Genomic DNA, 24,559 nt, shown 5'->3' on the forward strand with positions numbered 1-24,559 from the left:
CCACATTCGTTCAGATGGCAACATGATACGCGAGGTTCCGGCAAACTGAAATGAGGATGCGTCGCCGAAACGGAACAACTACAGCAGCCGGAAAGTCGATGTGGGGAGTATAGCCCGAATTTGATTGGCAGATTACTGGCATATAAAAAAAGGGCCAGAGGCCGTAGCCTCTGACCTGCGACTTTATGGTAGGGGCGGTGAGGCTCGAACCCACACGTCTTCCGACTGGGGTTTTTAAGACCCCTGCGTCTGCCAATTCCGCCACGCCCCCGTGGTGGTGCGCGCCCGCGCGAGCTCGCTCGCGCCACGCGCCACCGTCACCACCTTAGCGCAAAGAGCTCCGGATGCCACCCGATGGGCGACGGCTTTCCCTTGGCGGTGGCATCGGCCACGAGTGACAGGCCAAAGAGCAGGTCACTCTCGCTCACCGTCAACCGGTCGACGCCACACGCCCGCACGAGCTCGCCCACGCAGACCGCCCCGGCAACGATGACGCCGGCGCGCTTGGGCTGGAGCCCCACGACCTCGCGACGATGCGCGAGCGGCAGCGACGCGAGGCGCTCGGCCAGTGTGTCGACCTCGGCAAGCGGTAGCTCGTGGAGGTGGACGAAGCTCGGGTCATAGGGATTTAGCCGGGCCGATATGGCAACGAGCGTGGTCACCGTACCGCCGACGCAGACGAGGCGCCCTGGCTCGGAGGCACCTCGGGCCGCAGCCGGCAGGCCCTCCTCGAAGGCGTCACAGCAGAACGCCCGGGCCTTGGCGAGCGAGTCGGCCGAGGGCGGGTCCTCGTGGGAGAGGAATAGGTCGGTCACGCGACGACAGCCCACGTTGAGCGAGCGCACGGCCTCGAGGTCGAGGCCGGTCGGGCCAGCGGAGGCCGCATCGGGGCCGCCGGCAGAAGCGGCACCAGCGCCGACGCCGGGCGCACCCGCAAAAGCGTCGCCAGCACCCTCAACCGCAAGCGTGCCCACGGCAATCTCCGTCGAGCCGCCGCCGTTGTCGGCCACCATGATGCGCTGGCCGCGAAAGTCCTGCGCCACGCCCAGAAACGTGAGCGAACCCTCGACCTCGCCGGGAATCACCTGCGGCACCACGCCGCGGGCGCGCAGCCCGTCGAGCAGCACGGCCGAGTTCTCGGCGTCACGCGCGGCGCTCGTGAGCGTGCAGCAGCCCACCGGCGCCCCAGCCGCCCGCGCCTGCGCAAGCGCTTGGTCGACGCAGGCAAGGACGCGACCGCAGGCCGCCTCGGAGAGCCGGCCCGTCTCGGCCGCGCCCTCCCCCAGGTTGCAGATCGTGGACGTCTTGGCACAACGCTGCACCCTACCTGCGGTAACGTCGGCCACGCCAAGGCGGCAGGTCACCGTGCCGATGTCGATGACGGCAACGCGTCCCATCTAGCCCACCCCCTGGGTGCTCGGGTCGTATCCAAAGAGGGCGTCGAGCGCCGAGAGGTACCAGGGCTCGGCAGCCGAGCTCGCGGTGTCGTCGCTCGTGGCACTCGCCTGGTCGGAGGTGGCGCCGCCCGAGTCGGAGACGCCCGACATGTCGACGGCGGTGTCGCCCTTGGAGACGTAGCCGCGCCGGCGCGCCTCGTCCTCGATCCCCTCCTTGGTCATGAGGGAGCTCACGTCGGACTGGAGGCTGTCGTTGCTGGCGTTGACGTCGGAGAGCTGCGAGGAGAGCACCGAGTTGACGCGGACGGCCGCGTAGTAGGCGCGCGCGGGCGGATAGAGCATGGCGACCGCGACAAGGACCGTCGCCATCGCGATGGAGAGGGCCCGGTGCGCCCCGGCCCAGCCGGCGACCGCCGTGAGCAGGTTGACGCGTGGCGCCTTCTCCGAGCTCACGGCCGGACGGACGGCAATGCGCTCGCGACCGGCGTGCGGGCGGGCAGAGCGCTCGGGCTCCTCGCCCGCCTCACGGACGAAGAGCGACGCGCGGGAGGCGGCGTGCTCCGGGCAATGGGCGGCGGCGTCCTCACGGACGGCAAAGCGGCCGGATGCCGACGCGACCTCGCGGGCGGCGAAGTTGCTGGTAGCGGCCTCGTGCTCAGGGCGGTGGGCCGCCTCGCGCGTGACGTGGCGACCGACACCGAAGAGTGAGCGCCGGCCGCCCTTGGCCGACGCGACCTCGCGGGCCTCGGGTACCGCGTGGCGGGCGGCCACCCGAGCGCCAGCTACGGACACACGCTCGTGCGCGGGTCGCGCGCCCCGCACGGAGCTCGTCGGTCGCACCGGTCGAGAGGCCACACGGCCACCCGCGGCAACGCTCGGCCGCCGCGCGTACCGCCCGGCCACGACGCCCGCTGCGCCCACGCTGTACTCGCTCACGAGCGGAACCGATGCCAGCCGCGGCGCCGCGCCCGTGACGACCATCTCGGCAGAACGTGCCCCGGAGGGCACGAGTTGGACCGACTGAGTTGTGTAGCTGGAGATTTGCGCACCGCGCACGGGCTCGATGGCCATATGGCGATCCTCGCGCCCGTCCGACGCGGCGTCGGGCGAGACGGCGAGCAAGGGGTGGGGCACCCGCCCCAATGTGAGGATGTCGCTACGTGCACTCATGGCGCCTGCTTCGTTTCTGGTGTGTTTATGCTCATGCGGTGCTGCTATGAAAGCGCGCGACCCTTGGGGTCACGCGCCGTTGTCATCAGTATGCCAGATTCAGGCGCGCTCGGAGGCGCCATCCTTCGCCTTGTTCCAAAGCTCCTCCAGCTCGTCACGAGAGAGGTCCTCGACCGAGCGGCCCTCGCTCGCGGCAGCGGCCTCCATGCTGGCCCAACGCTCGCGGAACTTGTCGCAGCTCGCGCGCAGCGCGGTCTCGGCGTCAAGGTGCTCCTTGCGCGCCACGTTCACGGCCGCGAACAGCACGTCGCCAAACTCCTCGAGCGCCTCGGGCGATCCGGGCTTCTCGGCTAGGAACTCGCCGCGCTCCTCGTCGACCTTCTTCCAGACGTCGGTCGTGCTGTCCCAGTCAAAGCCGCAGGCAGCGGCCTTCTTGGAGACCTTCTGCGCCTGCATGAGCGCCGGCATCGAGCGGGGCACGGAGTCGAGCAGGCCCTGGGGCTTGGCGGGACTGGCCGCGCCGCTGGCCACATCGGCCGCGTCGCCCTCGGCCGCGTCGCCGGAGGCCTTGGCCGCGTCCTCCTCCGCGCGGTGCTCGGCGAGCTTGACCTTGCTCCAGATGCCGAGGACCTCGTCGGCACTCGAGGCCGACTCGCCGTAGCCGAACACGTGCGGGTGGCGACGGACGAGCTTGTCGTCGAGGTCGCGGCAGACGTCGGCAAAGGTGAACTCGCCCGCGTCCTCGGCGATCTGCGCGTGGAGCAGCACCTGCATGAGCACGTCGCCGAGCTCCTCGCACAGGTGCGCGGCATCGCCGGCCTCGATGGCGTCGACGACCTCGAAGGCCTCCTCGATCATGTTCTTCTTGATTGAGGCGTGGGTCTGCTCCTTGTCCCAGGGGCAGCCGTCGGGCTGGCGCAGGCGCCAGATGGTGCGCGTGGCCTGCTCGAGCGTGCGCTGGCGGCGCGGGGCGTCGGAGCGCAGCAGGGTCTGGGCGTCGGCGAGCGCGGCGGGCGTGTCGTGGCGGCCGCCCAGCGCGGCGAGTAGGCCGTCGTGGTCGAAGGCCTCGAGCACGCCCTCGGCGAGGTGCTCGGCTCCCGTGGCATTGGGGTGCAGGCGGCCGTCGGCATAGAGCGAGGTGTCGGCGGGCACGAGCTCGGTGCCGTCAACGTAGCGCAGGCCCAGGCGCTGGCACTCGTCGCGCAGGGTGTCGCGCCACCAGGCGAGCGTGCGGCCGTGCGGGCGCGGCTCGCCCTCGTCGGCGCGCCAGATGGGGCTCAGCACGTAGACGGGCGTCTCCTGGAAGCGCTCGGCAAGGCGGCCCAGGTACTTGGTCATGTTGGCCACGAGCTCGCGCTTCGTATCGGTGTGGGCCCAGTCGTTTGTGCCGTAGGCCACGACGATGGCCGCGGGCGGGTTCTCGCGCAGGGCCTTCATGCCGCGCAGGGTGTGGATGTCAAAGTGGTGGCCGGCGATGGCCTGGTTCACGAGGTCGAGGCCGCAGGCGCGCGCCACGCGGGCCGGCCAGGAGACGGACGGCGAGCCCACCACGTAGCCCTGCGTGATCGAGTCGCCAAGGGCCAGCAGGTAGCCGCGCTTGGGCGCGCGCTCGATGCTGCCGTTGGTGGAGAGGTTGCCCACCGCCACGGTCATGAGGCAGGGCAGGAAGACGCGCACCTCGGCCGGCTGGTGGTTGGGGTTGTCGAACGCGAGCGTGACCGCGCCCTCGCGGACGGGGGCCGTGCGCACGTAGGTGCCGTCGACCACGAGGTCGATACCGTCGACAAGGCCGGCCTCGGGGGCGAGCGCCTCGGGGGCGGCACCGTCCTCGGCCCGCTCGGTGGCCTCGGCCTGGGCGGTGGCCTCGGCGTCGTCCTCGCCCGCGGCCTCGGCGCCCTTGTCGGCGTCGGTGGCGGCAAGCTGGGCGTCGGCATGCGCGGCAGCCTCGGCAAGCTCGATGGTCTTCTGGACCGAGGCGCTCTCCATGCGGATGCCCTTGAGCACCGTGAGGTCGAACGAGACCTCATCGCCCGTGGTCACGAGGTCGATCGTGATACCGGCCGTTGTGCGGGCCGCGCGCTCGCGCCCAGCGTCGGCGGCCGCCTCGAGCTGCTTGTCCGACATGCGCGACGGGCGCACGAGACCATCGGGGCGCGCAACCAGATGGTGCGCGCCCCGAATGAACGTTGCGATGTTAGCTGCGGTCATGCTGTTGTCCTCTTCTTTAACCATTGATAAGCGTTGAGGACTAGTGTAGCGCTCGCGACGCGGCGCCAGGCCACACCTAACACGCGGCTTACATGGGGGCGCGCTCGGAGCCGGCGGCGGCGCCAGGCTGCGGGTGCCCCGGCTCGGTGGGCACTCCCAAAGCGCTGCCGCTCCCCCTACCCGGCGAGCACCCCACCTGCTCCGAGCCTACTCCTCCTCGGGGTAGCGAATCCCCCACTCGCGGCGCAGGTTGGTCATGAGCGCCATGACATCCACCGAGTAGGCAATCATGTTCTGCTCCACCTCGTCGCCCGCGACGGCGCGCTCGAGGTCGGCCATCTCGTAGCAGAGCGCGTAGGCCTCCTCGCCCGCGTGCACCTCCTCCACATGGCCGTCGTCGGTCCAGGTGATCCGGGCCACGTCGGCGCGCGGGTAGTTCATGACCTCCACGTAGCACTTCTCGAACGAGAGCATCGCGCGCTTGGGCTGCTTCGAGTGCAGGGACAGCGAGATCACGGCCATCTGGAGCTCGGCGTTTCGCATGACGATGCCGCTCGTGACATCAACGCCCGTGGCGCACGCGTTGACGATGGAGACCACGTCGTCGGGCTGGCTCACCATGAACAGGCGCGCAAGCGAGATGGCGTAGACGCCGATGTCGAGCATGGCGCCGCCGGCGAGTTGGCGGTTGAAGAAACGGTTCTTGGGGTTGAACTCCTTGTAGCTACCGAAGTTGAGCTGTGCGAGGTTCATGTTGCCAAACTCGCCGGCCATGGCGCGGCGGATGAGCTCGCGGTAGAGCGGCATGTGCAGGATCGTGGTGGCGTCCACGAGCTGCACGTGGTTGGCGTCGGCGATGGAGAGGGCCTCGGCAAGCTCTTCGGAGTTGAGGGTGATGGACTTCTCGCACAGGGCGTGCTTGCCCGCGCCGAGCGCGCCGCGCAGGTAGTGAATGTGCGTGTTGTGCGGCGTGGTGATGTAGACCGCGTCGACGTCGGGGGCGGCATAGAGGCCCTCGAGGGAGTCGTAGACCTTGGCGACGCCCCAGCGCTCGGCAAAGGCCTCGGCCTTCTCGCGGTGGCGGTTGGCCACGCCCACGAGCTTGCGGCCGGCCAGGGCGAGCGACTCGGCCATCTGGTTGGCGATAGCGCCGCAGCCGATGACGGCCCAGCGCAGCTGGGGGGCAGTGAAGATGTCCGTGGGGAACGGCTTGTCCTGCGCCGCGGCGAAGGCCTCCTTCGCGGCGGCTGCGGCATCGAGCGGGGCGTCGGCGGGAAGCGTGCGATCCTGAACGTCTGACATGGGCATCCTTTCGAACGGCCGCGCACGGCGGCTCGGGCATCCACCAGCTAAGTGTAGGATTCCGCCCGCCGTTTGCCCGCGATCCACTTTCGGGATTCGTGCCACGAAAACGCGGTTTGTGGGACAGCCGGGCCCTTCGCCCGGCCGTCGAGGGGCGGCGCCTAATGCGAGGCACGCCCGTTTTGACGTTGGCAGGATGGTAGGGGTTTCGCCGGATACACAAAAGTCCTGGTAATCGCCTTGCCAACGAACTTGTGGCCAGACGCGGAAAGGCACCATGAGTGCCTTGGGTCGGCACGGCCGCCCCAAGGGAGCCAAGCGTTTCCCACAAACCGCGTTTTCGTGGCAGGATTTGCTGTTTCTCATCGCAGGTCTGGGATTTGAGACGGGAATCAAGACCCGGAACACCGGAGAGGCGATGGTTGGCGCCACTTTGTGGCGTCAGGATGTCTGGTTGGCGACAAGGTAAAAAGCCCCGCGCAGGCGGTAGCCTGCGCGGGGCTTTAACGTCGGTAATACGAAACCCTAGATGAGCGACGGCGCATACTCAGCGTCGAAGCTGGCTTCGACCTTGGAGACGCTGGCGATGGCGTCGGCCACGGCGGCAACGTCGTCGTGCGAGGCGCCGACCAGCTCGGCAACCGTGGTGTAGGTTCCCTTCGGCAGCTCGGTGGCAAGCTTGGCCAGCACGTCGTCTTCCGCGACGACGAGGGCCACGATACCCGCATCATGCAGGGCCTTTGCCACCTCGACCGTCGAGGCGCCCGTCGCAGCCGCGCCGAAGGCGAAGGTGTGCCTGCCCGCAAGCGCCAGACGGCTCTCCACCTTGTCGACGGCGGCGTCACCAGCGGCAAAGCCTACGACCACCGCATGCTGGCCCTTCTGGCGCGCGCGGCTCCACGGCGTCACCTTGTAGGTGCTTGCCGCGCCCGCCGCGCTCTCGGCCGAGCGAACCACGCCACAGGCGCTCGTCATGTTGCTCACGCGGTCGATGAGGATGAACTCGCCGGCCGTGCGGTGACTGTCGAAGCGCGCCGTGGGCACCGGCGTCACGAGCGAGACCGTGGCGCGGGCCAGGCCGTTCTTGGCCAGCGTGTGCGCCGGGTGGTGCTCGCCGGTGTTGACGTCGACCTCGTAGTCGATGCGCTCGAGCACGCCCGGCACCATGGACGTCCCGATCTTGACCAGGTAGTCGTGGCCCTCGGTGAGCGACTCGTCGTCCATCCACAGGATGTCGGCATCGAGCGTGTTGGCCACCACGAGGCCCGAGTCGCGCTCGAGCATGCAGCCGCGCGACACGTCGACCTCGCGATCGAGCTGCACCGTGACCGGCTGGCCGATCTTGGCCGACTGCTCGTCGCGGTCGCCCACGAGGATCTTCTTGACGTGGGCGCGCTGGCCGCTCGGCAGCACCGTGAGCTCGTCGCCCACGGCGACCGTGCCGCTCTCGACCTGGCCCTCGAAGCCGCGGAACGTGTGGTTGGGACGGCAGACGCGCTGAACCGGCAGGCAGAAGCCCTGCTCGTGGCCCTCGTCGTCGACGTCGACCTCCTCGAGGTACTGCAGGACCGGCTTGCCCGTGTACCAAGGCATGTTGGCCGAGCCGTGCGTCACGTTGTCGCCCTCGGTGGCCGAGATGGGGATGACCGCCACGTCCTCGAGGCCCAGCTCGTCGGCGAGGTCGCGGATCTCGGCCTCGATCTTGCCGAACGTGGCCTTCTCGTAGTTGGCAAGGTCCATCTTGTTGACGGCGAACACGAAGTGGCGGATGCCCATGAGCGCGCAGATGCGGGCGTGGCGGCGCGTCTGCACGAGCACGCCCTTGGTGGCGTCGAGCAGGATGACCGCGAGCTCGGCGAAGCTCGCGCCCACGGCCATGTTGCGCGTGTACTCCTCGTGGCCCGGGCAGTCGGCGACGATGAAGCTTCGGTTGTCGGTCTTGAAGTAGCGATAGGCCACGTCGATGGTGATGCCCTGCTCGCGCTCCTCGGTAAGGCCGTCGAGCAAAAGCGAGTAGTCGAGCTTGCCCCCGCGGCTGGCCGTCTTGCTCTCGAGCTCGAGGGCGCGCTTCTGGTCGGCGTAGATGAGCTTGGCGTCGTAGAGCAGGTGTCCGATAAGCGTGGACTTGCCGTCGTCCACGCTACCGCAGGTGATGAACTTGAGCTGGCCCCTCATGGTGGGCTCCTTCCGGTGTCACGGTGTCACATTTCCAACCGGGCGCGAGGCGGCGCCTGCCCTGGGCAGGCGTCATCCGTCCGTCGGCTCCTAGAAGTAGCCCTCCTTCTTGCGGCGCTCCATCGAGCCGTCGCCGGAGTCGGAGTCGATGACGCGGCTCGTGCGCTCGGACTCGACGGCGCCCAGCGTCTCGTCGATGATCGCGTCGAGCGCGTCGGCGTCGGAGCGCACGCCGCCCGTGAGCGGGTAGCAGCCCAGCGTGCGGAAGCGCACCTTCTCCATCTGCACCTTCTCGCCCGGGCGGAAGCGGAAGCGGTCGTCATCGACCATGATGATGTTGCCGTCGCGGTGCACCACCGGGCGCTCCTTGGCGAAGTACAGGCTCACGATCTCGATGTTCTCGCGCTTGATGTACTGCCAGATGTCGGCCTCGGTCCAGTTGGAGATGGGGAACACGCGCATGCTCTCGCCCTTGTCGCGGTTGATCTGCGTGTTGTAGAGCTTCCACATCTCGGGGCGCTGGTTCTTGGGGTCCCACGCCTGGGCGGCGTTCCTGAACGAGAAGATGCGCTCCTTGGCGCGGCTCTTCTCCTCGTCGCGGCGCCCGCCGCCAAACGCGGCCGTGAAGCCGTAGTGGTTGAGCGCCTGCTTGAGTGCCTGCGTCTTCATGATGTCGGTGTAGCTCGAGCCGTAGTCGAAGGGGTTCACGCCGCGACGCACGCCGTCCTGGTTGATCCACTCGATGAGGTCGAGGCCGTTCTCCTTCATGACGCGGTCGCGGAACTCAATCATCTCGTGGAACTTCCACGTGGTGTTGACGTGCAGGAACGGGAAGGGCGGCTTCTCGGGATAGAAGGCCTTGAGGGCGAGGTGGAGCATCACGGAGGAGTCCTTGCCGATGGAGTAGAGCATCACCGGCTTCTCGCACTCCGCCACGACCTCGCGCATGATGTAGATGGACTCTGCCTCGAGCTCGTCGAGGTGGGAACACTCGCTCATGTTCGGTCCCTTCCGCCCGGCGGCCCGGGCTTTCGCGTGCGAACGTGACAACCTTCCGTGTGATTCGTCACATTCTTGATCCGTCACGTCCGCTCAGTACTTGTTGGCGTTGGCGCTGTCGACGTCGATGGTCTCCCGCCGGCCGTCCGGGCACGTCACGACCCAGTGGCTGGTGGTTCCCTCGCGAGAGAAGCCCAGCGTGGCGCCGGTGCCGCCCATGTCGGCGCCGAGGTAGAACTCGACGGCCCCGGCCGGGCAGGCCTTGAGGCAGCTGGTGCAGCCCCAGCAGTCGCGCGGGCGCCGCATTCGGGCGAGGCCCTCGTCGTCGAGCTTGATGAGGTTGCCGGGGCAGGCCTCGACGCACTCGCCGCAGCCCACGCAGTCGTCGCGCCTGATGCGGATGCTCATCGCGCGACCTCCCTTCCGGCCGAGAAGTCCAGGCGCTCGCCCTCCGAGACGAGCGGACGGGTCACGACCTCCACCTCGCCGGACGCGTCCAGGCGCGAGTTCACGTAGCAGTCCCAGGCGTCGTCGCGCTCGGGGAAGCTCGCGTTCTCGCAGAAGCCGTGCCAGCGGGTCTCGTGGCGGGCGGCCATGTGCGCCACGAGGGCGCGCGCCACGAGCAGCCGGTCGCGAAGCTCCCAGACGCGCAGGAGGTCGTCGGTGTCGGCGGCGGCCAGGCGCCCGGCGGCACGCTGGAGCTGGGCGAGACGGCTCGCGGCCACCGTGAGCTGCGGCTCGTTGAAGCGGTAGCCCCGGGAGATGCCGCCGGCGTACTCGTCCATGACCTTCTGCATGGCCTCCTCGAGCTGCTCGGCGGTGAAGGGGGCGTCGGTGGTGGCGAGGTCGCGCTCGTAGCTGGCGCGGGCGGAGGCGAGGACGGCGTTGACGGCAGCGGTGGCGTGGGGGTCGGGTGCGGGCGCGCCTGCGGTGGGAGAGGCGACAGCAGGCGCGGCGGCGCCGTCCGAGCCGGCTCCGCCCTCCTCGCCCAGTCGCGCGAGCACTGACTCGGCCGCGAGCTCGCCCTCGGCGAGGGCGCCCGTCACGTACTTCTGCGGCGCGCCGCCGGCAACGTCGCCCGCAGCGAAGAGGCCGGCCACAGTGGTCTCGCGCGCGGTATCCACCCAGAAGCCGCTCGCCGTGTGGCCGCCCACGATGTAGGGCTCGGTGCCCTCCACCTCGACGTCCTCGCTGGCAGGGCCGCTCCCCCGCTCGACCCACCGCAGTGTCTGCGACGGCGCCATGTTGAGGTAGGCGCGGAAGAGGTCCCGCTCGGCCTCGGGCGAGAGGCCCTTCGTGCGCAGGTAGCACGGGCCGCGCCCGGCCAGCATCTCCTCGGCCGTGCCCCAGAGGCGCTCGGGCGTGGTGATGCCATACTTCTTCTCGTAGTTCTGGCCGAGGGCGTTGACCTGCGGCGCGTGCGCGCCCTGGGCGATCGTGCCCGTGGGGGCGATGGTGTCCTTGCAGCGCAGCGCGATGAAGCGGTTCTCGAAGGTGGTCATCTCGGCGCCCGCGCGCAGGCCCATGGCAAAGCCGGCGCCCGTGTTGAACGGCGGGTACCACATCTTGTGGCGCGAGAAGCCCGGGTTGTTGGGACGATAGAGGCCCGAGGCGCCGCCCGTCGCCACGATGGTGGCGCGCGCGTCGATACCGAAGGCCACCGGCTCGTTGACCGAGAAGCCCACCGCGCCCACGACGCGCCGGCCACTTGCGGCGTGGTCGTCGGGCACGGTCACGAGGTCGGTCACGTTGGCATGGTTGATGACGCGCACGTTGGGGCAGGCCGCCACGGCATGCGCGAGCAGCGGCTTTATGTTCTCGCCGTTAATCTTGAGGTTGCGCCAGCCGCGCGAGACGTAGGCGCCGCTCTCGTCCTTGAGGATGACGAGACCCAGCTCCTCGAGGCGGCGCGTCACGTGGTTGAGGCGCTCGCACTCGGTGAGCAGCAGGTCACCGCGCACGATCCCGCACGCGTCCTTACGCGCGTAGTCCACGTAGTCCTGGGGCGTGTGGCCGTCGGTGATGTAGGCGTTGAGGGCATTGACGCCCGCGGCGAGGCAGCCCGAGCGCTCGATGTTGGCCTTCTCGAGGATGACGATGCTCGGGGCGTCCGGGCGCGGGCGCACCGGCTGGCCATCTGCGAGATAGGACGCGCCGTCCTCCCAGCTACCGGGCTTGCCAGCGGCCGTTCCCTCCTCGCGCGCGAGGCCGCTCAGCGCAAGCGCCGCAAAGCAGCCGGCCGTGCCACCGCCCACGATGAGCACGTCGCATTGGATTCGCTCCGTCTCCACGCTCTCCCGCCTTCCCCGCGGCAAACGCTTCCCCAAGCGGACGAAAACGTGTACGGCTCACGGTAGCGGTATTCCGCCGGCACCGGGCCTGCTCGTCCTCTTCCATCAATATCCTAGTATCCTACTAGTCTTATAGGTTGGTAGGCTTGTGAATCTGGGTTTGGACGGGGGATCTTTGCAGTTTGGACCGAGGGGAGGCCGCCGAGGCGGACGGCGGGGCATGCAGGACGCGAGCGACCCACTTTCACCGAGGGTACCGTTTTCCCCAGTTACGAGACGAGAATCAGCATCTTAACTGGGGAAAACGGTACCCTCGAGCGCCGCCCACCCCGGCGGGCGGACGGCGGGTCGCAGCGAGGGTGGTCGGCCCTCCACGTGCCACGGACTATGGAGACGCCCCCAAATCGCAAGCGCCCCCCAGGGCGACGGCTAGATCACATACGTGAACCCTCGGGCGTTGTCGGGGCTCGAGCAGCTGGCGCGCACAATGAGACGAACCCCCAGCTCAAGGCGGGCAGTGGCGGTGTGGCCGCCGGCCATGCGGTCGGCCAGCATGCGCACGGCGAAGCGCCCCATGTCCACCTTGGGAAGCGCCACCGTGGTGAGCGCGGGGTTCATGAGCTGGGCCTGCTCGATGTCGTCACTCGAGATGACCGAGGGCGAGTAGTACATCCCGCCCGACTCGCCCATGCGCCGGAGCACCCCCACCGCGATGGCATCCGTGGCGCAGAACAGCGCCGTCGGGGCGTCATCGCGCCTCATGAGCTCGCCCATCGCCGCATAGCCGGCCGCCTCGGTGTGCTCGCACTCCACCACGTTGGCAACCGCCACGTCTAGGCCATGCGCCACGAGAGTTCGCTGGTAGCCGCGGTAGCGCGACTCGTTGTGGCAGTCCCCCACGTAGCCGATCTCGCGATGCCCCAGGCCGATGAGGTGCCCCACGGCGACGCGCGCGATCTTCTCGCCGTCGCAGATGACCTCGTCGGTGACGTAGCCAGTGGAGTTGCGGCCCACGGCCATGACGTTTCCGCCATACGCGTCGCGCAGGCGCTCGAGGATGGGCGTGGCGCACTTTCCGATGACAATGAGCCCGTCGCCGCGCCGCACGCCGGAGCCGATGACCCCCGCGAGCTCGCGCTCGGTGACGCCAGCGCCCATGGGCCGGTGTCCCGAGAGGGCCGAGAGGTACCAGACGTGCAGGATGAGCAGGCGCTGCGCGTGCGTCTCGGACTCTATGACGCGCAGGACCTCGCTGAAGAACGGGTCGGGCTGGCGCCGGCTCGTGCGCGTCACGATGACGTCGATACGGCCGGGCGCGATGGGCGCGGCGGAGGCACCCATCTTGAGGTTGCGAGCGGCCTCGTTGGGCAGGTAGTTCATCTCGCGCGCGATCTGCCAGATGCGGTCGCGCAGGCCCTCCGACGAGCAGTGATGCGTCGGGTCGTTGAGCACGCGCGACACCGTCGCCGGCGACACGCCCGCGCGCTTCGCTATGTCTCGGATTGACATCGTGCCAGCCTCCCTGCCAGACGCGAACGACACTGGTTGGTCCGCAATTAACCCGTAATCCTACCTCTTTGATTGGTTGATAGAGCCTCTCAGACGGACTCCCGTGGCGGCGAGCGCGTCCCCGCCGACGGAATCGGACACCAGCCCGCGCCATCGGACGGGCCGGGCGCCACCCCGCCATCGGACAAGCCAGGCGCAAGCCCCCGCCACCGGCGAGCTAGGCGCCACCCCCACGCACACCCGCAACAACAGCAGGGGCCAGGTAACAGCAGGCACCCAGTCAGGTCAGCCCAAACCTTAGGAAATCTTAGGAGGATTTTTGAATCTTAGGAAATCTTAGGAGGAGACCGTAGACTCTTTGGAGGGCCGAGAGAAACGGCGTGTAGGAATGAAGTGGCAAGCAGGCGCACGAGGGCCCACCGCCGCGGATATTATTAAGGGGCAGCACATGAACGAGATTCGCGACGGCTATCCTTACTTCAACCCCTCATTTGGCAATCGGCCGCTCCATATTGTGGGCCGGGAGAAGGAGCTCTCCCTTCTCCGCACGGGTCTGGCGGGAGCGCCCGCGACCGAGCTACGCGCCCCCATCATCATCGGCCAGCGCAGCTTCGGTAAGACGGCCATGCTCATCGAGGCGGAATGCATGGCTCAAAGCCTTGGCTTTGCATGCGCAAGCGTCGCCGTAAACCGCTCGATGCTGCAAAACACTCTTGATGGTCTGCTCACATCGGGCAGCTCCGCAATCGCCAAGAAGGCCCATGTCAGCGACGTGAGCATTGGCGCCTTTGGCGTTTCGTTTAACGTTAGCGTCACCCGCGAGATGGATGAGGTCAAGGGGTTCCAGGCAAAGCTCGGCATTATGCTCGATCGACTCAGCGAGAGAGGGCTCGGAGGCTGCATCCTCGTGGACGAAATACAGCCCAACTCCGAGGAGCTTCGCGAACTCGCCCAGGCCTACCAGCATTTCTCGGGGAGAGGGGCCAACGTCTCGCTCATTATGGCGGGCCTTCCCCGATGCGTTTCGAGCACGCTCAACGATAAGGTCTCGACCTTTCTCTACCGTGCCGATAGAATTCTCCTCGGCCCCATAGCCACCGACAGCATCTACCTCTACTTCAAGCAGGCATTTGGGAGTATGGGGATTGCCTTTGCAGAGGGAGAAATGCTAAGGGCCGCGCGCCTTTCCGCAGGCATGCCGTACATGATGCAGCTTGTGGGCCGCAACCTTTCGCTCATGGCGCCGACAGACGGGGAGGTTGGGCCGTCCGTGGTGAATGAGGCAGTTGACCTCGCCAAGGAAAGGCTCGGGCGAAACGTGTTCGCCCCCTGCCTGGACACCATGTCCGAGCGTGACATCACGTTTGCCCATGCCATGCTGGAAGACGAGGGCAGAAGCTCCGCAGCCGACCTCAAGCGGCGCTTGGGGATGAGCGATGCCGACTACCAGCAGACACGCAGGCGTAATATCGACAACGGCATCATTGTCTCGAACGGGTACGGATCCGTTTCGTTTGCGATGCCGTATTTCTCAGAGTACTTGCGCCGGGAGGGGTAACGGAGAGGCGCAGGCCGAGGCACGAAGCACGTCGCGCGGAGGTAGGGCGATCGTGCCGGGAGCGCCTCAGCCATGCGCGCCTCAACCGGCCGGAACTCTTTCGCGAGCCACTCGGAAACACCCAGCGCGATCCGCGAGCTTCTCAGAAACAATCAAGCCGATAATAATCCGAGAAGCTCGCAAACAACGCGGCTGCCTTCCGCACGACTCGCGAAACACCCAGCGGCTCGTATGAGCGCTTATGCCCACGGCCCCCGGCCGGACTCACCGCGATGGAGATACACCTTGGAATTCTGAGGGGAGTTTTGGCAGTAAATAGTCACGTCATGGCTGATGAGCACGGACAGTGGCTCGTGGTTCTTCCTGAAGAGCGCATCGAGCATTTCGCGCTTGTCGATTGAGCTCGCCGCAGCCCCACCGCCAATCTGTATCTCGGTCAAATCCATTCCGCCAACAACCAAATCCCGGGCCACCTGCAGCGTCTTCATAAGCACGAGAATCCTGCTTCTGTCGCCTTGGTATTTCTGCGGAATCCTGCTTGCCTGAGCAAGCGCCTCCGACACGGAGCAGATGTAAATCCTCACATACGAAGGCATGGCCAACCGATAAATCTCGGCCATGAACGGGTTCCCGGCCACCTCGTCATCAACAATCACAACGGTGTTGATGTTGTAGTTCTTCATCCACAAGAGCAGTATCTGCGCGTGAACCAAGCGGTCGTCAACACGAACCAGCTTAATCTCGTTCATGGGCATTCCGTTCCGACGGGCCAACCTGTCTGATGTAGTAGTTGAGATACCGAACAAAATCCCGGTCTCGCCCGTTGTTCACAGGGTCAATCCGGAACTTCTTTTTGTACTTTTCAAGCCTGTAGACAAGTGTGTTCTTATGCACGAACAAATCCTTACTCGCCTTCACCAGGTTGAAATTGTTCGAGATAAGAGCAGTGGTGACCATCACAAACTCATCCCAGTCGACACCAGGACAATCGAGGACATCGGAGAACACGTCGCCGTACGCATTCTCGGGAATCAGAGAGAGGAAGTACTCGTCGAGGTAATCCACGAAGAACAGAGGTGGGCCATCAGAACCACTCGACTCGGCCAGATGGGTCTTCATCCATTCAAGTTCTCCATACGCACGCACGTAAGAAGCAAGGTTCGTCGGCCTGCCAACTGATGCGGCCCACCCTGAGAATGGCGAGTTATCCGCAACAAAGGCAACGTACTCCGTCAGATAGGCCCTAAGATCTCCCCGAGCCCTGCTAACGTCCTTCAGCACAACTACCCTGCCGTCAAACGCTGCGACCACATCCTGCCGCGAGTCAAATTGAAGGCTGAGGGTGGGAAAGGACTCGATGAATGAACCCGAGTCCGGAAAGAGAACAACCGGTTCCCGCTGGATACGAGAGCTAAAGCCAGCCACCTCAAGAGCCTCTGCTCTTTCCGCAGCAGATGCGCTCGGCTCGCACATAAGCTGTCGGACAAGCTTTTCATTTCTACCTAGGGCCTTCCGCTTAGCCTTTTCTACGGACTCGTACTTGACCCTCGTCTCAAGGCTCATCCGCAGAGCCGCCGAGACGGCATGGATATCAGAGCCTCTCCCGATGAGGCTAATGCAGCCCTCTGGCTTGCCATCGACAAGTACGGGGGCATATATGACAGTCTCCGACCCGTCCGCTGAAACGCCCTCGATGACTCCGTTGCTCTCCACACTTGAAAGCGCCCTACGAGATGACTGGTGAGCGTTGGGGTCATTGCCACAGATTAGCCTGCCGGCCTCGTCATACATTCGAATCCTGTACGACGAGAACTGCTCAACAGCATCTATGAAGCTTGCGGCAATGACGCGGTCTATCATGGCGCTCCAACGTTGAGGCGAAGGTCAGCACGCGAACCACCCTTATCAGTTCATGACTATAGGCCGTCCTTGGCGCCGGCCCCCAAATTCACCTTGTGTTGATGAACCAAAGCGCGTCTCGCATTCGGGGCCCATGAACCATATGCGTGAAGCTCTGCGGCCCTTAAAGTCAACGGCAAGCTCAGAGCGAATCAGTCCATTCAACGCAGAAAGGAGAAGCATGGCAACGGCACACATACTCGTGCTAACGCATGGGGATGCAGGGAAAGCCCTGTTGGGCAGCAGCGAGATGATTGTCGGCCCCTCGGAAAAGCTGGCAGCCCTGTCACTTCAGCCCGGTATGTCCGTGGAGACTTTCACGAATCAAGTCCGCCAGGAGCTCGACACCAATGCGGGGCCCACACTCGTCCTGGTCGACGTCTTTGGCGGAACGCCATCCAATGTGGCTATGGCGCTCTCCCGCACCTACGACATCCGCTGCGTCAGCGGGCTCAACCTTGGCATGCTCATCGAAACGCTTGTGATGAGAGAGTCTCAGGACACGCTGGAGCTCGCAGAACTCCAGCGTGTCGCATTAACGGCCGGCACGACATCATGCAGGGCGTTTACCTATGACGAACTATGCGAGGAGAGGTAATGGGCATGTCGGCAAACATCGTTCATGCACGAGTTGACTACCGGCTTATCCACGGACAGGTGATTACGAAATGGCTGAAGCAATGCGACGCCAAGCGAATCGTCATCATTGATGACAAGCTTTCGAAGGATGAGTTCCTCGGAAGCGTCTACAAGATGGCTGCTCCAACGGGCATCAAGGTCGACATCATCTCCGTAGACGAAGCCCAGCGGCGCTGGGCTGATGATGACTTCTATGGCGGAGCCCCGGTTCTGCTCCTTTTCAAGACCGTCGACATGGCAGTAGCAGCCGTTCAGGCCGGCGTTTCGTTCACCAAGCTCCAGATTGGCGGACTTGAGAACAAGCCCGGTCGAAAGATCGTCCACAACCAAATCAGCCTCGACAAGGCCGATGCCGAGAAGCTCGCCGGCATCGAGGCGTCTGGTTCGGAGATTTACTTCCAGACGATTCCTGGCGAGGAGGTGGAGAGTCTCGCACAGGTCTCGGCCAAGCTCTAGGCCTTTGGCGTCGGGTCATCGAATGGTGCGCCCGTCGAAGCGGCAAACGTCTCAGTAAAAGTGAGGAACCATGACAGTAGCTCAAGCGATACTAATTGCACTTCTCTACTGGATTTCTCAGGCAAAGATCTGGTACGGCTTCTCCATCATGCGCATGCCCCTCTGCATCGCGCCTTTCATCGGTCTCATGTTTGGCGACATCCCAACGGCCTTGCAAGTGGGCGCTACGCTGCAGATGATTTACATCGGCTCCATCGCCCCCGGCGGAAACCCGCCCGCAGACGAGGGCCTTGCCTCGTGCATCGCAATCCCTATCGCCCTCACGGCCGGCATTGATCCCACCGTGGCCATCTCCCTTGCCATCCCCCTCGGCCTGCTTGGCGTGGTTCTTGAGAACGTCCGCAAAACCCTCAACACGTTCTTCGTACACATGGCCGACAAGTACGCCGCCGAGGGCAACGTCAGGGGGCTTCAGCTGAGCGCTACCCTGTACCCGATTCTTCTCGCGTTCCCCATGCGCTTCATCCCCGTCTTCATCGCATGCCTGTTCGGCCCTGAGGCCATCCAGGCGTTCGTGAACATGCTCCCCGAGTGGGTCACGCACGGCCTGTCCGTGGCGGGCAACATTCTTCCCGCGCTCGGCTTCGCCATCACGATGATCGTCATCGGCAAGAAGCAGTACCTGCCCCTGTTTGTCATCGGGTTCTTCATCGTTGCCTACACGGGGCTGAGCACCGTTGGCATCGCCATCTTTGGCGCCTGCGCCGTCCTGATGATCATGCAGCTCCAGCGCGAGGGCACAACCAGCGAAAGCGAGGCATAGACCATGAGCACGGAAAACGAAGTCGGCAAGCACATCGAGGCTAAAGACACGACCCCCCCCCCGATAACGAAGCGCGACATCACGAAGTCCTTCGTAATCTGGCACGCCTTCTCGGAGGTTTCGCTTAACTTCGAACGCCTGCAGGCTCTGGCGTTCTGTAACTCGATGGTTCCCATCCTCAAGAAGCTCTATCCCAACGACAAAGAGGGGCTCTCCCGCGCGCTCCAGCGCCACCTTGCCATGTACAACACAGAGGCCAACTGGGGCGTCGTGATCAACGGCATTACCATCGCCCTCGAAGAGAAGGCCGCCGCCGGCGGTGAAGACTCGGCCGAAACTGCAGAGCTGATAACGGGCCTCAAGGCGGGACTCATGGGCCCGCTTGCAGGCATTGGCGACACGCTCGACTTTGGCACACTGCGTCCCATCGTAATGGGCATCTGCATTCCGTTCGTCATGCAGGGTTCCGTATTTGCGGCGCTCGTTCCCCTGTTCTACCAGGTCATTTATATGGCCGTCACAAGCAATATCCTCATTAACCTTGGCTACTCCAAGGGCCGCGACTCCATCATGAACATCCTCCAGTCCGGAGCCATACACAAGGTCATCAATGGCTTTGGCATGTTTGGCCTGCTCATGATGGGCGCGCTCTCCGCAACCTACGTAAAGATCACCACGCCGCTGGTGATCACGACAGGCGGCGGCAACAGCATCGCGATTCAGGAGATGCTCGACAAGATTGCCCCCTGCCTCATCCCCCTTCTGGTAGTTTTTGCAATCTATTACTTCATCAAGAAGAAGGGTCCTCACTACCTGCAGATTCTCTGCGCCGTCATCGTCGTGAGCCTTCTCTTCTCCTTCCTTGGGGTGCTTTAGATGGGCAGCATGCGCGTACTCGTCACGCCCCGTCCGTTTGACTCGAAGGGGCAGGAGCACCTGCAGCGCCTCCGTGATGCCGGCTACGAGGTTGAATGGAACGATACGGGTAAGCGCTTTACCCGCGAGGATCTTGAAGGCCGCATCGGTAACGTCGATGCGCTGCTGACCGGCAACGACCCCCTTGACCAAGACATGCTGGCTCGTGCCAAGAAGCTCAAGGTCATCTCCAAGTACGGCGTCGGACTCGACAACATCGACCTTACATGCGCCAAGGAGATGGGGATATCCGTCTATAAGGCGCTCGGAGCGAACTCTGATGCTGTTGCCGAGTTTGCGGTGCTTCTCATGATGGCGGCCCAGCGCCAACTCTACCAGCTGAGTCAAGGCACCAAGTCCAGAGAGTCCCTTCGCCTCGTGGGGCACGAGGCCACAGGCAAGGCCATCGGCCTTGTAGGGCTTGGAGCGATAGGGCGTAACGTGGCAAGAATTGCGCGCGCCCTTGGGATGAGCGTGCTTGCCTACGACCCAGTCGTCAGCCAGGAAAACGCTCCCGAAGGGGTCATGTGCGTCACGTTCGATGATCTCCTTGCATCCAGCGACGTAGTTTCCCTGCACGCGCCGCTCACGGCCTCGACCTCAGGGCTTATCGGTGCAGACGAGTTTGCCGCTATGAAACCCACCGCGATTCTCGTGAACACCGCACGCGCAGGACTTGTTGACGCAGACGCCCTCTATAGCGCCCTAAGCAGCGGGCAAATTGCATTTGCTGCCGAGGACATTGAGCTCAAGGAGCGTCCGGACGCGACCGTTGCCCTCGATAACTACCTCATAACGCCGCATGCGGCGAGTTTCACGGTCGAGGCCGACCAGAAGACCATGGCCGTCTCGGTGGACAATATCATCAAAGGATTGGAGCAGCACTAATGAGTGATCTTAAAGGGATTATCACGGCAATGGTCACGCCCTTCTCGGAGAAGGACGAGAGCCTTGATGTTGCCGCCGCGAGAAACATGGCCTCCTGGCTTATCGAGCATGGCGTTCACGGTCTGTTCATCGGGGGAACCAACGGAGAATTTCACCTCCTAAACGACGACGAGAAGGAGCTTCTCACACGGGAGGTCGTTGACGAGGTCGCAGGCCGAGTGCCCGTCATCGCCGGAGCGGGCTGCTGTGGCACCACCCACACCTGCGAGTTGAGTCGCCGTCTTGCAGATGCGGGGGCCGACTACATTTCACTCGTGACACCCTACTATCTCGTTCCCAAGCAGCCCGATCTGCGCAAGCATTACGAGACCATCGCCTCAAGCACTGACGCGAAGTTCATTCTTTACAACATTCCGGGACAGACCGGCTGCAAGATTGAGCCGGAAACGGCTGACGCCCTCGCTGACGTTGACAACATCGTTGGCATTAAGGACAGCGGTGGCGACTTTGACACTCAGCTCGCCTATATTGAGATTTCCAAGCATAAGGATTTCGAGGTCTTCAACGGCTCCGACTCGCTCATGCTCAAGGCGTTCAAGGCCGGATCCGCCGGCAGCGTTGCCGCAACGTCCAACGTCATTCCTGAGATTGAGGTTGCCCTCTACGACGCATTCGTTGCCGGCAACCTTGAGAAGGCCCAGGCAGAGCGAGACAAGATGGATCTGCTCCGTATGACGCTCAAGAAGTGCGTGGCGCCCGCGGTCATGAAGGCGACACTCAACCTCATGGGCGTTCCCGCCGGAATCACGCGCAAGCCCATCTCCATGCCGGATGATAACGTAATGGCAGATGTCCATATCATGCTTGCCGAGTATGGCATTCCGGAGGCATAAAGCGAGGCCTCTGAACACTCCCGCTCCTTCTGACGGGGCCCAGCCTTAGCAAATGGCGGGCTAGGCCCCGTCAGCTCTCTTGAGTGGCGGGCAATCGGCTCTTCGAGTGCGGTGCCCTGGTTGTTGGAAAGGCGGATTAGCATTCCGAGCGCAACGATTGCCGCCTGCGAATAAGGGCGCGGCGCACTCCCGAGCGGTACGATGCGGATTGCCCAGACCTGCGTCGTACGGAGGGGACATGCGTCGCTACAAGCATCTTGGCGCCGGGGAGGGAGCTCGGCTACAGGACGGCGGACGAGGCGCACCGCGAGGAGCTGTTGCACTCAGCTTGACAATCCACCGTAGGAAAAAGGCGCAAAGACGATGGCACTTTCACGTTCGGCAAGCAGGGGCGTGAGTGGGGGCCGGAGCGGCAGGCGGTCAATGGGCGCCGTGCGGGTGGGCGGTTGCCGGGCCCGGCGCGGGGCTGCTTGCTAGATCACCACGGACTCCTCGCGCAGCGAGTCGTTCTCCACCGGTCGCACGAGGCCGTCGTCGCCCTCCGCAAAGAGCCGGTGCACGAACACTCCCACCATATCGCCCGAGTTCAGGACCGGTGCTTCGGGACTCCTCGTTGAGCGCAGCCACTCGCCGGCCACATCCACCTCCACCTCGACGCTGCGCCCGCGAAACGACACGTCGCGCACCACGCCCGGCACCACCGAAGCCGCGTAGCGGAACGGCTCGCCTGGCGCCAGCACACTCACGTGCTCGGAGCGCACGATGGCTGGTCCCCGCACGCCTGAGAACGAGCCGAGCCTGGAGAGATCGTCCACGTGGGCGGAGTCGCCGAAGAACCCCGCGGTGAACTTGGTCTGGGGCCGCGCGTAGATCTGGGCCGGGGTGCCCACCTGTTCGATCCGCCCCGCGTACGTGAGGATGATCGAGTCGGCCACCTCGATAGCCTCCTCCTGGTCGTGCGTCACGAAGATGCTCGTGATGCCCAGACGGCGGATGGTCTGCTTGAGCCAGCTGCGCAGCTCCTTGCGGATCTTGGCGTCGATGGCGGCGAAGGGTTCGTCGAGAAGCAGGACGCGCGGACTGGGCGCGATGGCGCGGGCGAAGGCCACGCGCTGGCGCTGGCCGCCGGAGAGCTGCCCGGGAAAGCGATTCCCCAGATCGGCGAGGTCGATGAGCTCGAGCAGGTCGTCGACGCGCTCGCGGACGCGGGCCTCGGGCTCGTGCTTGACGCGCAGGCCAAAGGCCACGTTCTCACGCACTGTCATGTAGCGGAAGAGCGCGTAGCTCTGGAACACGAAGCCGATGCCACGCTCGGAGGGGGCCACGTCGTTGACGCGTCGGCCGTCGATGAGGATGTCGCCGGTGTCGGGCGTCTCGAGGCCGGCAATCATGCGCAGGATGGTGGTCTTGCCCGAGCCCGAGGGGCCGAGCAGCGCCGCCAGGGTGCTGCGCGCCACGCCAAAGCTCACGTGTCTGGAGGCCTGGAAGTCGCCAAAGGTCTTGTTGATGTCCCTAAGCTCGACGAACGCGTCGGTTGGGGTGGGTTTCTCGGCCGCGCGGGCGCGCGTCTCGGCCGCGCGGGCGCGCGTCTCGTCCGTGCGGGTGGCTCCCACGGCATCGGGCCTCGCCGACACCTCTGCCGCGTGGATGCTTGTCTCGGCCATCGCTACTCCTCCTCCATGCGCCGCGTGAGGACGCTCTTTGCCACCAGTACCACCACCGCGAGCGCCACGAGAACCGTGGACGCCGCGAACGTCGGCACGTACTGGAACTCGTTGAACAGGATCTCGATGTGAAGCGGCAGCGTGTTGGTGAGGCCGCGCAGGTGCCCCGACACCACCGACACCGCGCCGAACTCGCCCATCGCGCGCGCCGTGCAGAGCACCACGCCGTAGATGAGTGCCCACCTGATATGCGGCAGGGTCACACGGCGAAAGATGGTGAGCCCGCCGGCGCCCATAAGCGCGGCCGCCTCCTCCTCGTCTGTGCCACGGGCCTCGAGCACCGGGATCACGGAGCGCGCCACGAACGGAAAGGTCACGAACACCGTGGCCAGGACGATGCCCGGCACGGCGAACAGGATGTCGAACGGCAGCAGGCCGAGAAGCGGCGCCAGCGGGCTCTTTCGGCCAAACACCAGCAGAAACGACAGGCCCACGATGACCGGCGAGATGGCCATGGGCAGGTCGATGAGGCTGGTGAGCACCTTCTTGCCCCGAAACGAGAACCGCGTGACGAGCCAGGCCATGCAGAGGCCGAGCGCCGTGTTGACCGCCACCGCCACGGCCGTCGCGAGCACCGTGAGCCCGAGCGCCTTGACGGCGTAGGCGTCCGAGACCGCCCGCCACCACGCGCCCACGCCCTCGCGAAACGCGGTGGCGAGCACGAGCGCGAGCGGCAGGAGCAGCATGACCGCCACGAACGCGAGAGCCAAGGCGAGCAGCGCCACCTGGCCCGGGCGCAGGGGCGCACCCGAGGCTGTCTCCCTCATCCTTGCCATGTCACTCGCCTCCCCGAAGGATCCGCGTGCTTCTCGCCTGCACGAGGCTCATCGCGAACAGGATCGCGAACGCCGCCGCCAGCATCACGATGGCCACCGCGCTCGCGCCCGCGTAGTCGAACTGCTCGAGGTCGCCCATGATCACGAGCGGGGCGATCTCGGTCTTGAACGGCATGTTGCCGGCGATGAACACGACGCTGCCGTACTCGCCCAGGCAGCGCGAGAGGGCGAGGCCAAAGCCCGAGAGCAGGGCCGGCATGAGCTCGGGCAGGATGACGCGGCGGAAGGTGAGCGAGCGCGAGGCGCCCATGACGTCGGCCGCCTCCTCGTACGACGGGTCGAGCTTCTCGAGCACCGGCTGCACGGCCCGCACCACAAACGGGATGCCCACGAACACGAGCGCGATGGTGATGCCCACGCGGGTGTAGGCAAGGTGGATGCCGTGGGCGGCAAACAGTGACCCCGCCCAGCCCTGGTCGGTGGTGAGCGCCGTGAGGGCGATGCCGGCGACGGCCGTGGGCAGGGCGAACGGCAGCTCGACCATGCCGTCGAGGGCGTGGCGGCCCGGGAAGCGGTAGCGCACGAGCACCCAGGCGAGGATGGTGCCGAAGACAGCGTTCACGGCCGACGCAACGAGCGCGGTGGAGAAGCTCACGTAGAAGCTCGAGAGCGTGCGCGGACGAGTGATGACCTGCAGAAACTTGGCGGGTCCCATCTGCGCGCCCGTGAGCACGATGGCTGCGAGCGGGATGAGCACCACAAGGCTCAGGGCCGTGAGCGTGATGCCCAGCGTGAGGCCAAAGCCGGGGATGATGTGCCTGGTGCGGGTGGTGCGTGGCGCGCGGCCGGTGACGGCGGCCGGGGCCACGCCGCTGGTTGCCTGTCTCCCCATGCGCCCTCCTCTCAAAATGTGACAAATCATCCGGAAGAAAATGTG

At 65.3% G+C, this 24,559-nt stretch carries 21 protein-coding genes, 1 tRNA gene and 1 pseudogene; 7 read left to right on the forward strand and 16 right to left on the reverse strand.

Annotation, left to right across the window (positions count from 1 at the left end):
- Positions 1-186: 186 nt before the first annotated feature.
- The 11 genes and pseudogenes from EFAMC1_RS03760 to EFAMC1_RS03805 all read right to left on the reverse strand — a co-directional run bounded on the left by EFAMC1_RS03760 (position 187) and on the right by EFAMC1_RS03805 (position 13,051).
- Positions 187-271: transfer RNA gene (locus EFAMC1_RS03760), tRNA-Leu, on the reverse strand.
- A gap of 46 nt (positions 272-317) precedes the next feature.
- A complete protein-coding gene (locus tag EFAMC1_RS03765; protein ID WP_154052985.1) occupies positions 318-1,397 on the reverse strand; it encodes a phosphatase in 1,080 nt (359 codons plus the stop codon).
- Positions 1,398-2,567: a hypothetical protein gene (locus tag EFAMC1_RS03770; protein ID WP_154052986.1), complete on the reverse strand. Its 1,170-nt coding sequence runs from the start codon at positions 2,565-2,567 to the stop codon at positions 1,398-1,400. It abuts the gene before it with no gap.
- Positions 2,568-2,666: 99 nt separating this feature from the next.
- Entirely contained in the window at positions 2,667-3,554 is an 888-nt protein-coding gene (mazG, locus tag EFAMC1_RS11425; RefSeq protein ID WP_261981758.1) for a nucleoside triphosphate pyrophosphohydrolase, read from the reverse strand.
- Between the two features lie 99 nt (positions 3,555-3,653).
- Positions 3,654-4,799 (reverse strand): annotated as a pseudogene (locus EFAMC1_RS11430) (SGNH/GDSL hydrolase family protein); the annotation flags it as partial.
- 183 nt (positions 4,800-4,982) lie between these two features.
- Positions 4,983-6,077, reverse strand: a complete 1,095-nt coding sequence (locus EFAMC1_RS03780) for a Gfo/Idh/MocA family protein (RefSeq protein WP_154052988.1) — start codon at positions 6,075-6,077, stop codon at positions 4,983-4,985.
- 525 nt (positions 6,078-6,602) lie between these two features.
- Complete coding sequence (locus tag EFAMC1_RS03785; RefSeq protein ID WP_154052989.1) at positions 6,603-8,252, reverse strand: sulfate adenylyltransferase subunit 1; 1,650 nt, start codon at positions 8,250-8,252, stop codon at positions 6,603-6,605.
- Positions 8,253-8,342: 90 nt separating this feature from the next.
- Positions 8,343-9,302, reverse strand: a complete 960-nt coding sequence (gene cysD, locus EFAMC1_RS03790) for a sulfate adenylyltransferase subunit CysD (RefSeq protein ID WP_410054783.1) — start codon at positions 9,300-9,302, stop codon at positions 8,343-8,345.
- Between the two features lie 42 nt (positions 9,303-9,344).
- Positions 9,345-9,659, reverse strand: coding sequence for a ferredoxin family protein (locus EFAMC1_RS03795; protein WP_154052991.1), 315 nt, complete (start codon positions 9,657-9,659; stop codon positions 9,345-9,347).
- Complete coding sequence (locus EFAMC1_RS03800; RefSeq protein ID WP_154052992.1) at positions 9,656-11,542, reverse strand: adenylyl-sulfate reductase subunit alpha; 1,887 nt, start codon at positions 11,540-11,542, stop codon at positions 9,656-9,658. The genes EFAMC1_RS03795 and EFAMC1_RS03800 overlap by 4 nt, the downstream gene beginning before the upstream one ends.
- Before the next feature lie 429 nt (positions 11,543-11,971).
- Positions 11,972-13,051, reverse strand: a complete 1,080-nt coding sequence (locus EFAMC1_RS03805) for a LacI family DNA-binding transcriptional regulator (protein ID WP_154052993.1) — start codon at positions 13,049-13,051, stop codon at positions 11,972-11,974.
- A 448-nt stretch (positions 13,052-13,499) separates the two neighbouring features.
- Here EFAMC1_RS03805 and EFAMC1_RS03810 point away from each other — a divergent pair, with 448 nt between their 5' ends.
- The gene (locus EFAMC1_RS03810) at positions 13,500-14,609 is read left to right on the forward strand and encodes a hypothetical protein (RefSeq protein WP_154052994.1); all 1,110 of its coding nucleotides are present in this window, start codon (positions 13,500-13,502) and stop codon (positions 14,607-14,609) included.
- Between the two features lie 239 nt (positions 14,610-14,848).
- On the opposite strand, the gene EFAMC1_RS03815 is transcribed toward EFAMC1_RS03810, so the two are convergent.
- Positions 14,849-15,358, reverse strand: coding sequence for a PTS sugar transporter subunit IIB (locus EFAMC1_RS03815; protein WP_187324541.1), 510 nt, complete (start codon positions 15,356-15,358; stop codon positions 14,849-14,851).
- Entirely contained in the window at positions 15,345-16,469 is a 1,125-nt protein-coding gene (locus tag EFAMC1_RS03820) for a PucR family transcriptional regulator (RefSeq protein WP_154052996.1), read from the reverse strand. The genes EFAMC1_RS03815 and EFAMC1_RS03820 overlap by 14 nt, the downstream gene beginning before the upstream one ends.
- Positions 16,470-16,689: 220 nt before the next feature.
- Between EFAMC1_RS03820 and EFAMC1_RS03825 the strand changes: the two genes are divergently transcribed.
- The 6 genes from EFAMC1_RS03825 to EFAMC1_RS03850 all read left to right on the forward strand — a co-directional run bounded on the left by EFAMC1_RS03825 (position 16,690) and on the right by EFAMC1_RS03850 (position 21,122).
- Complete coding sequence (locus tag EFAMC1_RS03825; protein ID WP_187324542.1) at positions 16,690-17,106, forward strand: PTS sugar transporter subunit IIA; 417 nt, start codon at positions 16,690-16,692, stop codon at positions 17,104-17,106.
- Entirely contained in the window at positions 17,106-17,603 is a 498-nt protein-coding gene (locus EFAMC1_RS03830) for a PTS sugar transporter subunit IIB (protein WP_222838637.1), read from the forward strand. Before EFAMC1_RS03825 ends, EFAMC1_RS03830 begins: the two co-directional genes overlap by 1 nt.
- 70 nt (positions 17,604-17,673) lie before the next feature.
- The gene (locus EFAMC1_RS03835; protein WP_154052998.1) at positions 17,674-18,426 is read left to right on the forward strand and encodes a PTS mannose/fructose/sorbose/N-acetylgalactosamine transporter subunit IIC; all 753 of its coding nucleotides are present in this window, start codon (positions 17,674-17,676) and stop codon (positions 18,424-18,426) included.
- Between the two features lie 3 nt (positions 18,427-18,429).
- Positions 18,430-19,302, forward strand: a complete 873-nt coding sequence (locus EFAMC1_RS03840) for a PTS system mannose/fructose/sorbose family transporter subunit IID (RefSeq protein ID WP_154052999.1) — start codon at positions 18,430-18,432, stop codon at positions 19,300-19,302.
- On the forward strand, positions 19,303-20,229 hold the full coding sequence (locus EFAMC1_RS03845) for a phosphoglycerate dehydrogenase (RefSeq protein WP_222838638.1): 927 nt from the start codon (positions 19,303-19,305) through the stop codon (positions 20,227-20,229).
- On the forward strand, positions 20,229-21,122 hold the full coding sequence (locus tag EFAMC1_RS03850; protein WP_154053000.1) for a dihydrodipicolinate synthase family protein: 894 nt from the start codon (positions 20,229-20,231) through the stop codon (positions 21,120-21,122). Before EFAMC1_RS03845 ends, EFAMC1_RS03850 begins: the two co-directional genes overlap by 1 nt.
- Positions 21,123-21,595: 473 nt before the next feature.
- Here EFAMC1_RS03850 and EFAMC1_RS03855 read toward each other — a convergent pair whose 3' ends face one another.
- From EFAMC1_RS03855 to cysT, 3 genes are read right to left on the reverse strand one after another with little or no spacing between them, the layout of a single operon-like run.
- Positions 21,596-22,786 (reverse strand): ABC transporter ATP-binding protein, encoded by a 1,191-nt coding sequence (locus EFAMC1_RS03855; protein WP_154053001.1) that lies wholly within the window; start codon positions 22,784-22,786, stop codon positions 21,596-21,598.
- 2 nt (positions 22,787-22,788) lie between these two features.
- The gene (gene cysW, locus EFAMC1_RS03860) at positions 22,789-23,622 is read right to left on the reverse strand and encodes a sulfate ABC transporter permease subunit CysW (protein WP_222838639.1); all 834 of its coding nucleotides are present in this window, start codon (positions 23,620-23,622) and stop codon (positions 22,789-22,791) included.
- Between the two features lies 1 nt (position 23,623).
- The gene (gene cysT, locus EFAMC1_RS03865; protein WP_154053002.1) at positions 23,624-24,514 is read right to left on the reverse strand and encodes a sulfate ABC transporter permease subunit CysT; all 891 of its coding nucleotides are present in this window, start codon (positions 24,512-24,514) and stop codon (positions 23,624-23,626) included.
- Positions 24,515-24,559: the final 45 nt, after the last annotated feature.

Source organism: Olsenella uli (assembly GCF_901212675.1).
Taxonomy (GTDB): Bacteria; Actinomycetota; Coriobacteriia; order Coriobacteriales; family Atopobiaceae; genus Parolsenella; species Parolsenella uli_B.

Excerpts from the sequence above, each read along its gene's own strand:
- EFAMC1_RS03765 (WP_154052985.1), bottom strand. The coding sequence starts at position 1,397 with ATGGGACGCGTTGCCGTCATCGACATCGGCACGGTGACCTGCCGCCTT.
- EFAMC1_RS03770 (WP_154052986.1), bottom strand. The coding sequence starts at position 2,567 with ATGAGTGCACGTAGCGACATCCTCACATTGGGGCGGGTGCCCCACCCC.
- EFAMC1_RS03780 (WP_154052988.1), bottom strand. The coding sequence starts at position 6,077 with ATGTCAGACGTTCAGGATCGCACGCTTCCCGCCGACGCCCCGCTCGAT.
- EFAMC1_RS03785 (WP_154052989.1), bottom strand. The coding sequence starts at position 8,252 with ATGAGGGGCCAGCTCAAGTTCATCACCTGCGGTAGCGTGGACGACGGC.
- EFAMC1_RS03795 (WP_154052991.1), bottom strand. The coding sequence starts at position 9,659 with ATGAGCATCCGCATCAGGCGCGACGACTGCGTGGGCTGCGGCGAGTGC.
- EFAMC1_RS03805 (WP_154052993.1), bottom strand. The coding sequence starts at position 13,051 with ATGTCAATCCGAGACATAGCGAAGCGCGCGGGCGTGTCGCCGGCGACG.
- EFAMC1_RS03810 (WP_154052994.1), top strand. The coding sequence starts at position 13,500 with ATGAACGAGATTCGCGACGGCTATCCTTACTTCAACCCCTCATTTGGC.
- EFAMC1_RS03815 (WP_187324541.1), bottom strand. The coding sequence starts at position 15,358 with ATGAACGAGATTAAGCTGGTTCGTGTTGACGACCGCTTGGTTCACGCG.
- EFAMC1_RS03820 (WP_154052996.1), bottom strand. The coding sequence starts at position 16,469 with ATGATAGACCGCGTCATTGCCGCAAGCTTCATAGATGCTGTTGAGCAG.
- EFAMC1_RS03825 (WP_187324542.1), top strand. The coding sequence starts at position 16,690 with ATGGCAACGGCACACATACTCGTGCTAACGCATGGGGATGCAGGGAAA.
- EFAMC1_RS03830 (WP_222838637.1), top strand. The coding sequence starts at position 17,106 with ATGGGCATGTCGGCAAACATCGTTCATGCACGAGTTGACTACCGGCTT.
- EFAMC1_RS03835 (WP_154052998.1), top strand. The coding sequence starts at position 17,674 with ATGACAGTAGCTCAAGCGATACTAATTGCACTTCTCTACTGGATTTCT.
- EFAMC1_RS03840 (WP_154052999.1), top strand. The coding sequence starts at position 18,430 with ATGAGCACGGAAAACGAAGTCGGCAAGCACATCGAGGCTAAAGACACG.
- EFAMC1_RS03845 (WP_222838638.1), top strand. The coding sequence starts at position 19,303 with ATGGGCAGCATGCGCGTACTCGTCACGCCCCGTCCGTTTGACTCGAAG.
- EFAMC1_RS03850 (WP_154053000.1), top strand. The coding sequence starts at position 20,229 with ATGAGTGATCTTAAAGGGATTATCACGGCAATGGTCACGCCCTTCTCG.
- EFAMC1_RS03855 (WP_154053001.1), bottom strand. The coding sequence starts at position 22,786 with ATGGCCGAGACAAGCATCCACGCGGCAGAGGTGTCGGCGAGGCCCGAT.
- cysW (WP_222838639.1), bottom strand. The coding sequence starts at position 23,622 with ATGGCAAGGATGAGGGAGACAGCCTCGGGTGCGCCCCTGCGCCCGGGC.
- cysT (WP_154053002.1), bottom strand. The coding sequence starts at position 24,514 with ATGGGGAGACAGGCAACCAGCGGCGTGGCCCCGGCCGCCGTCACCGGC.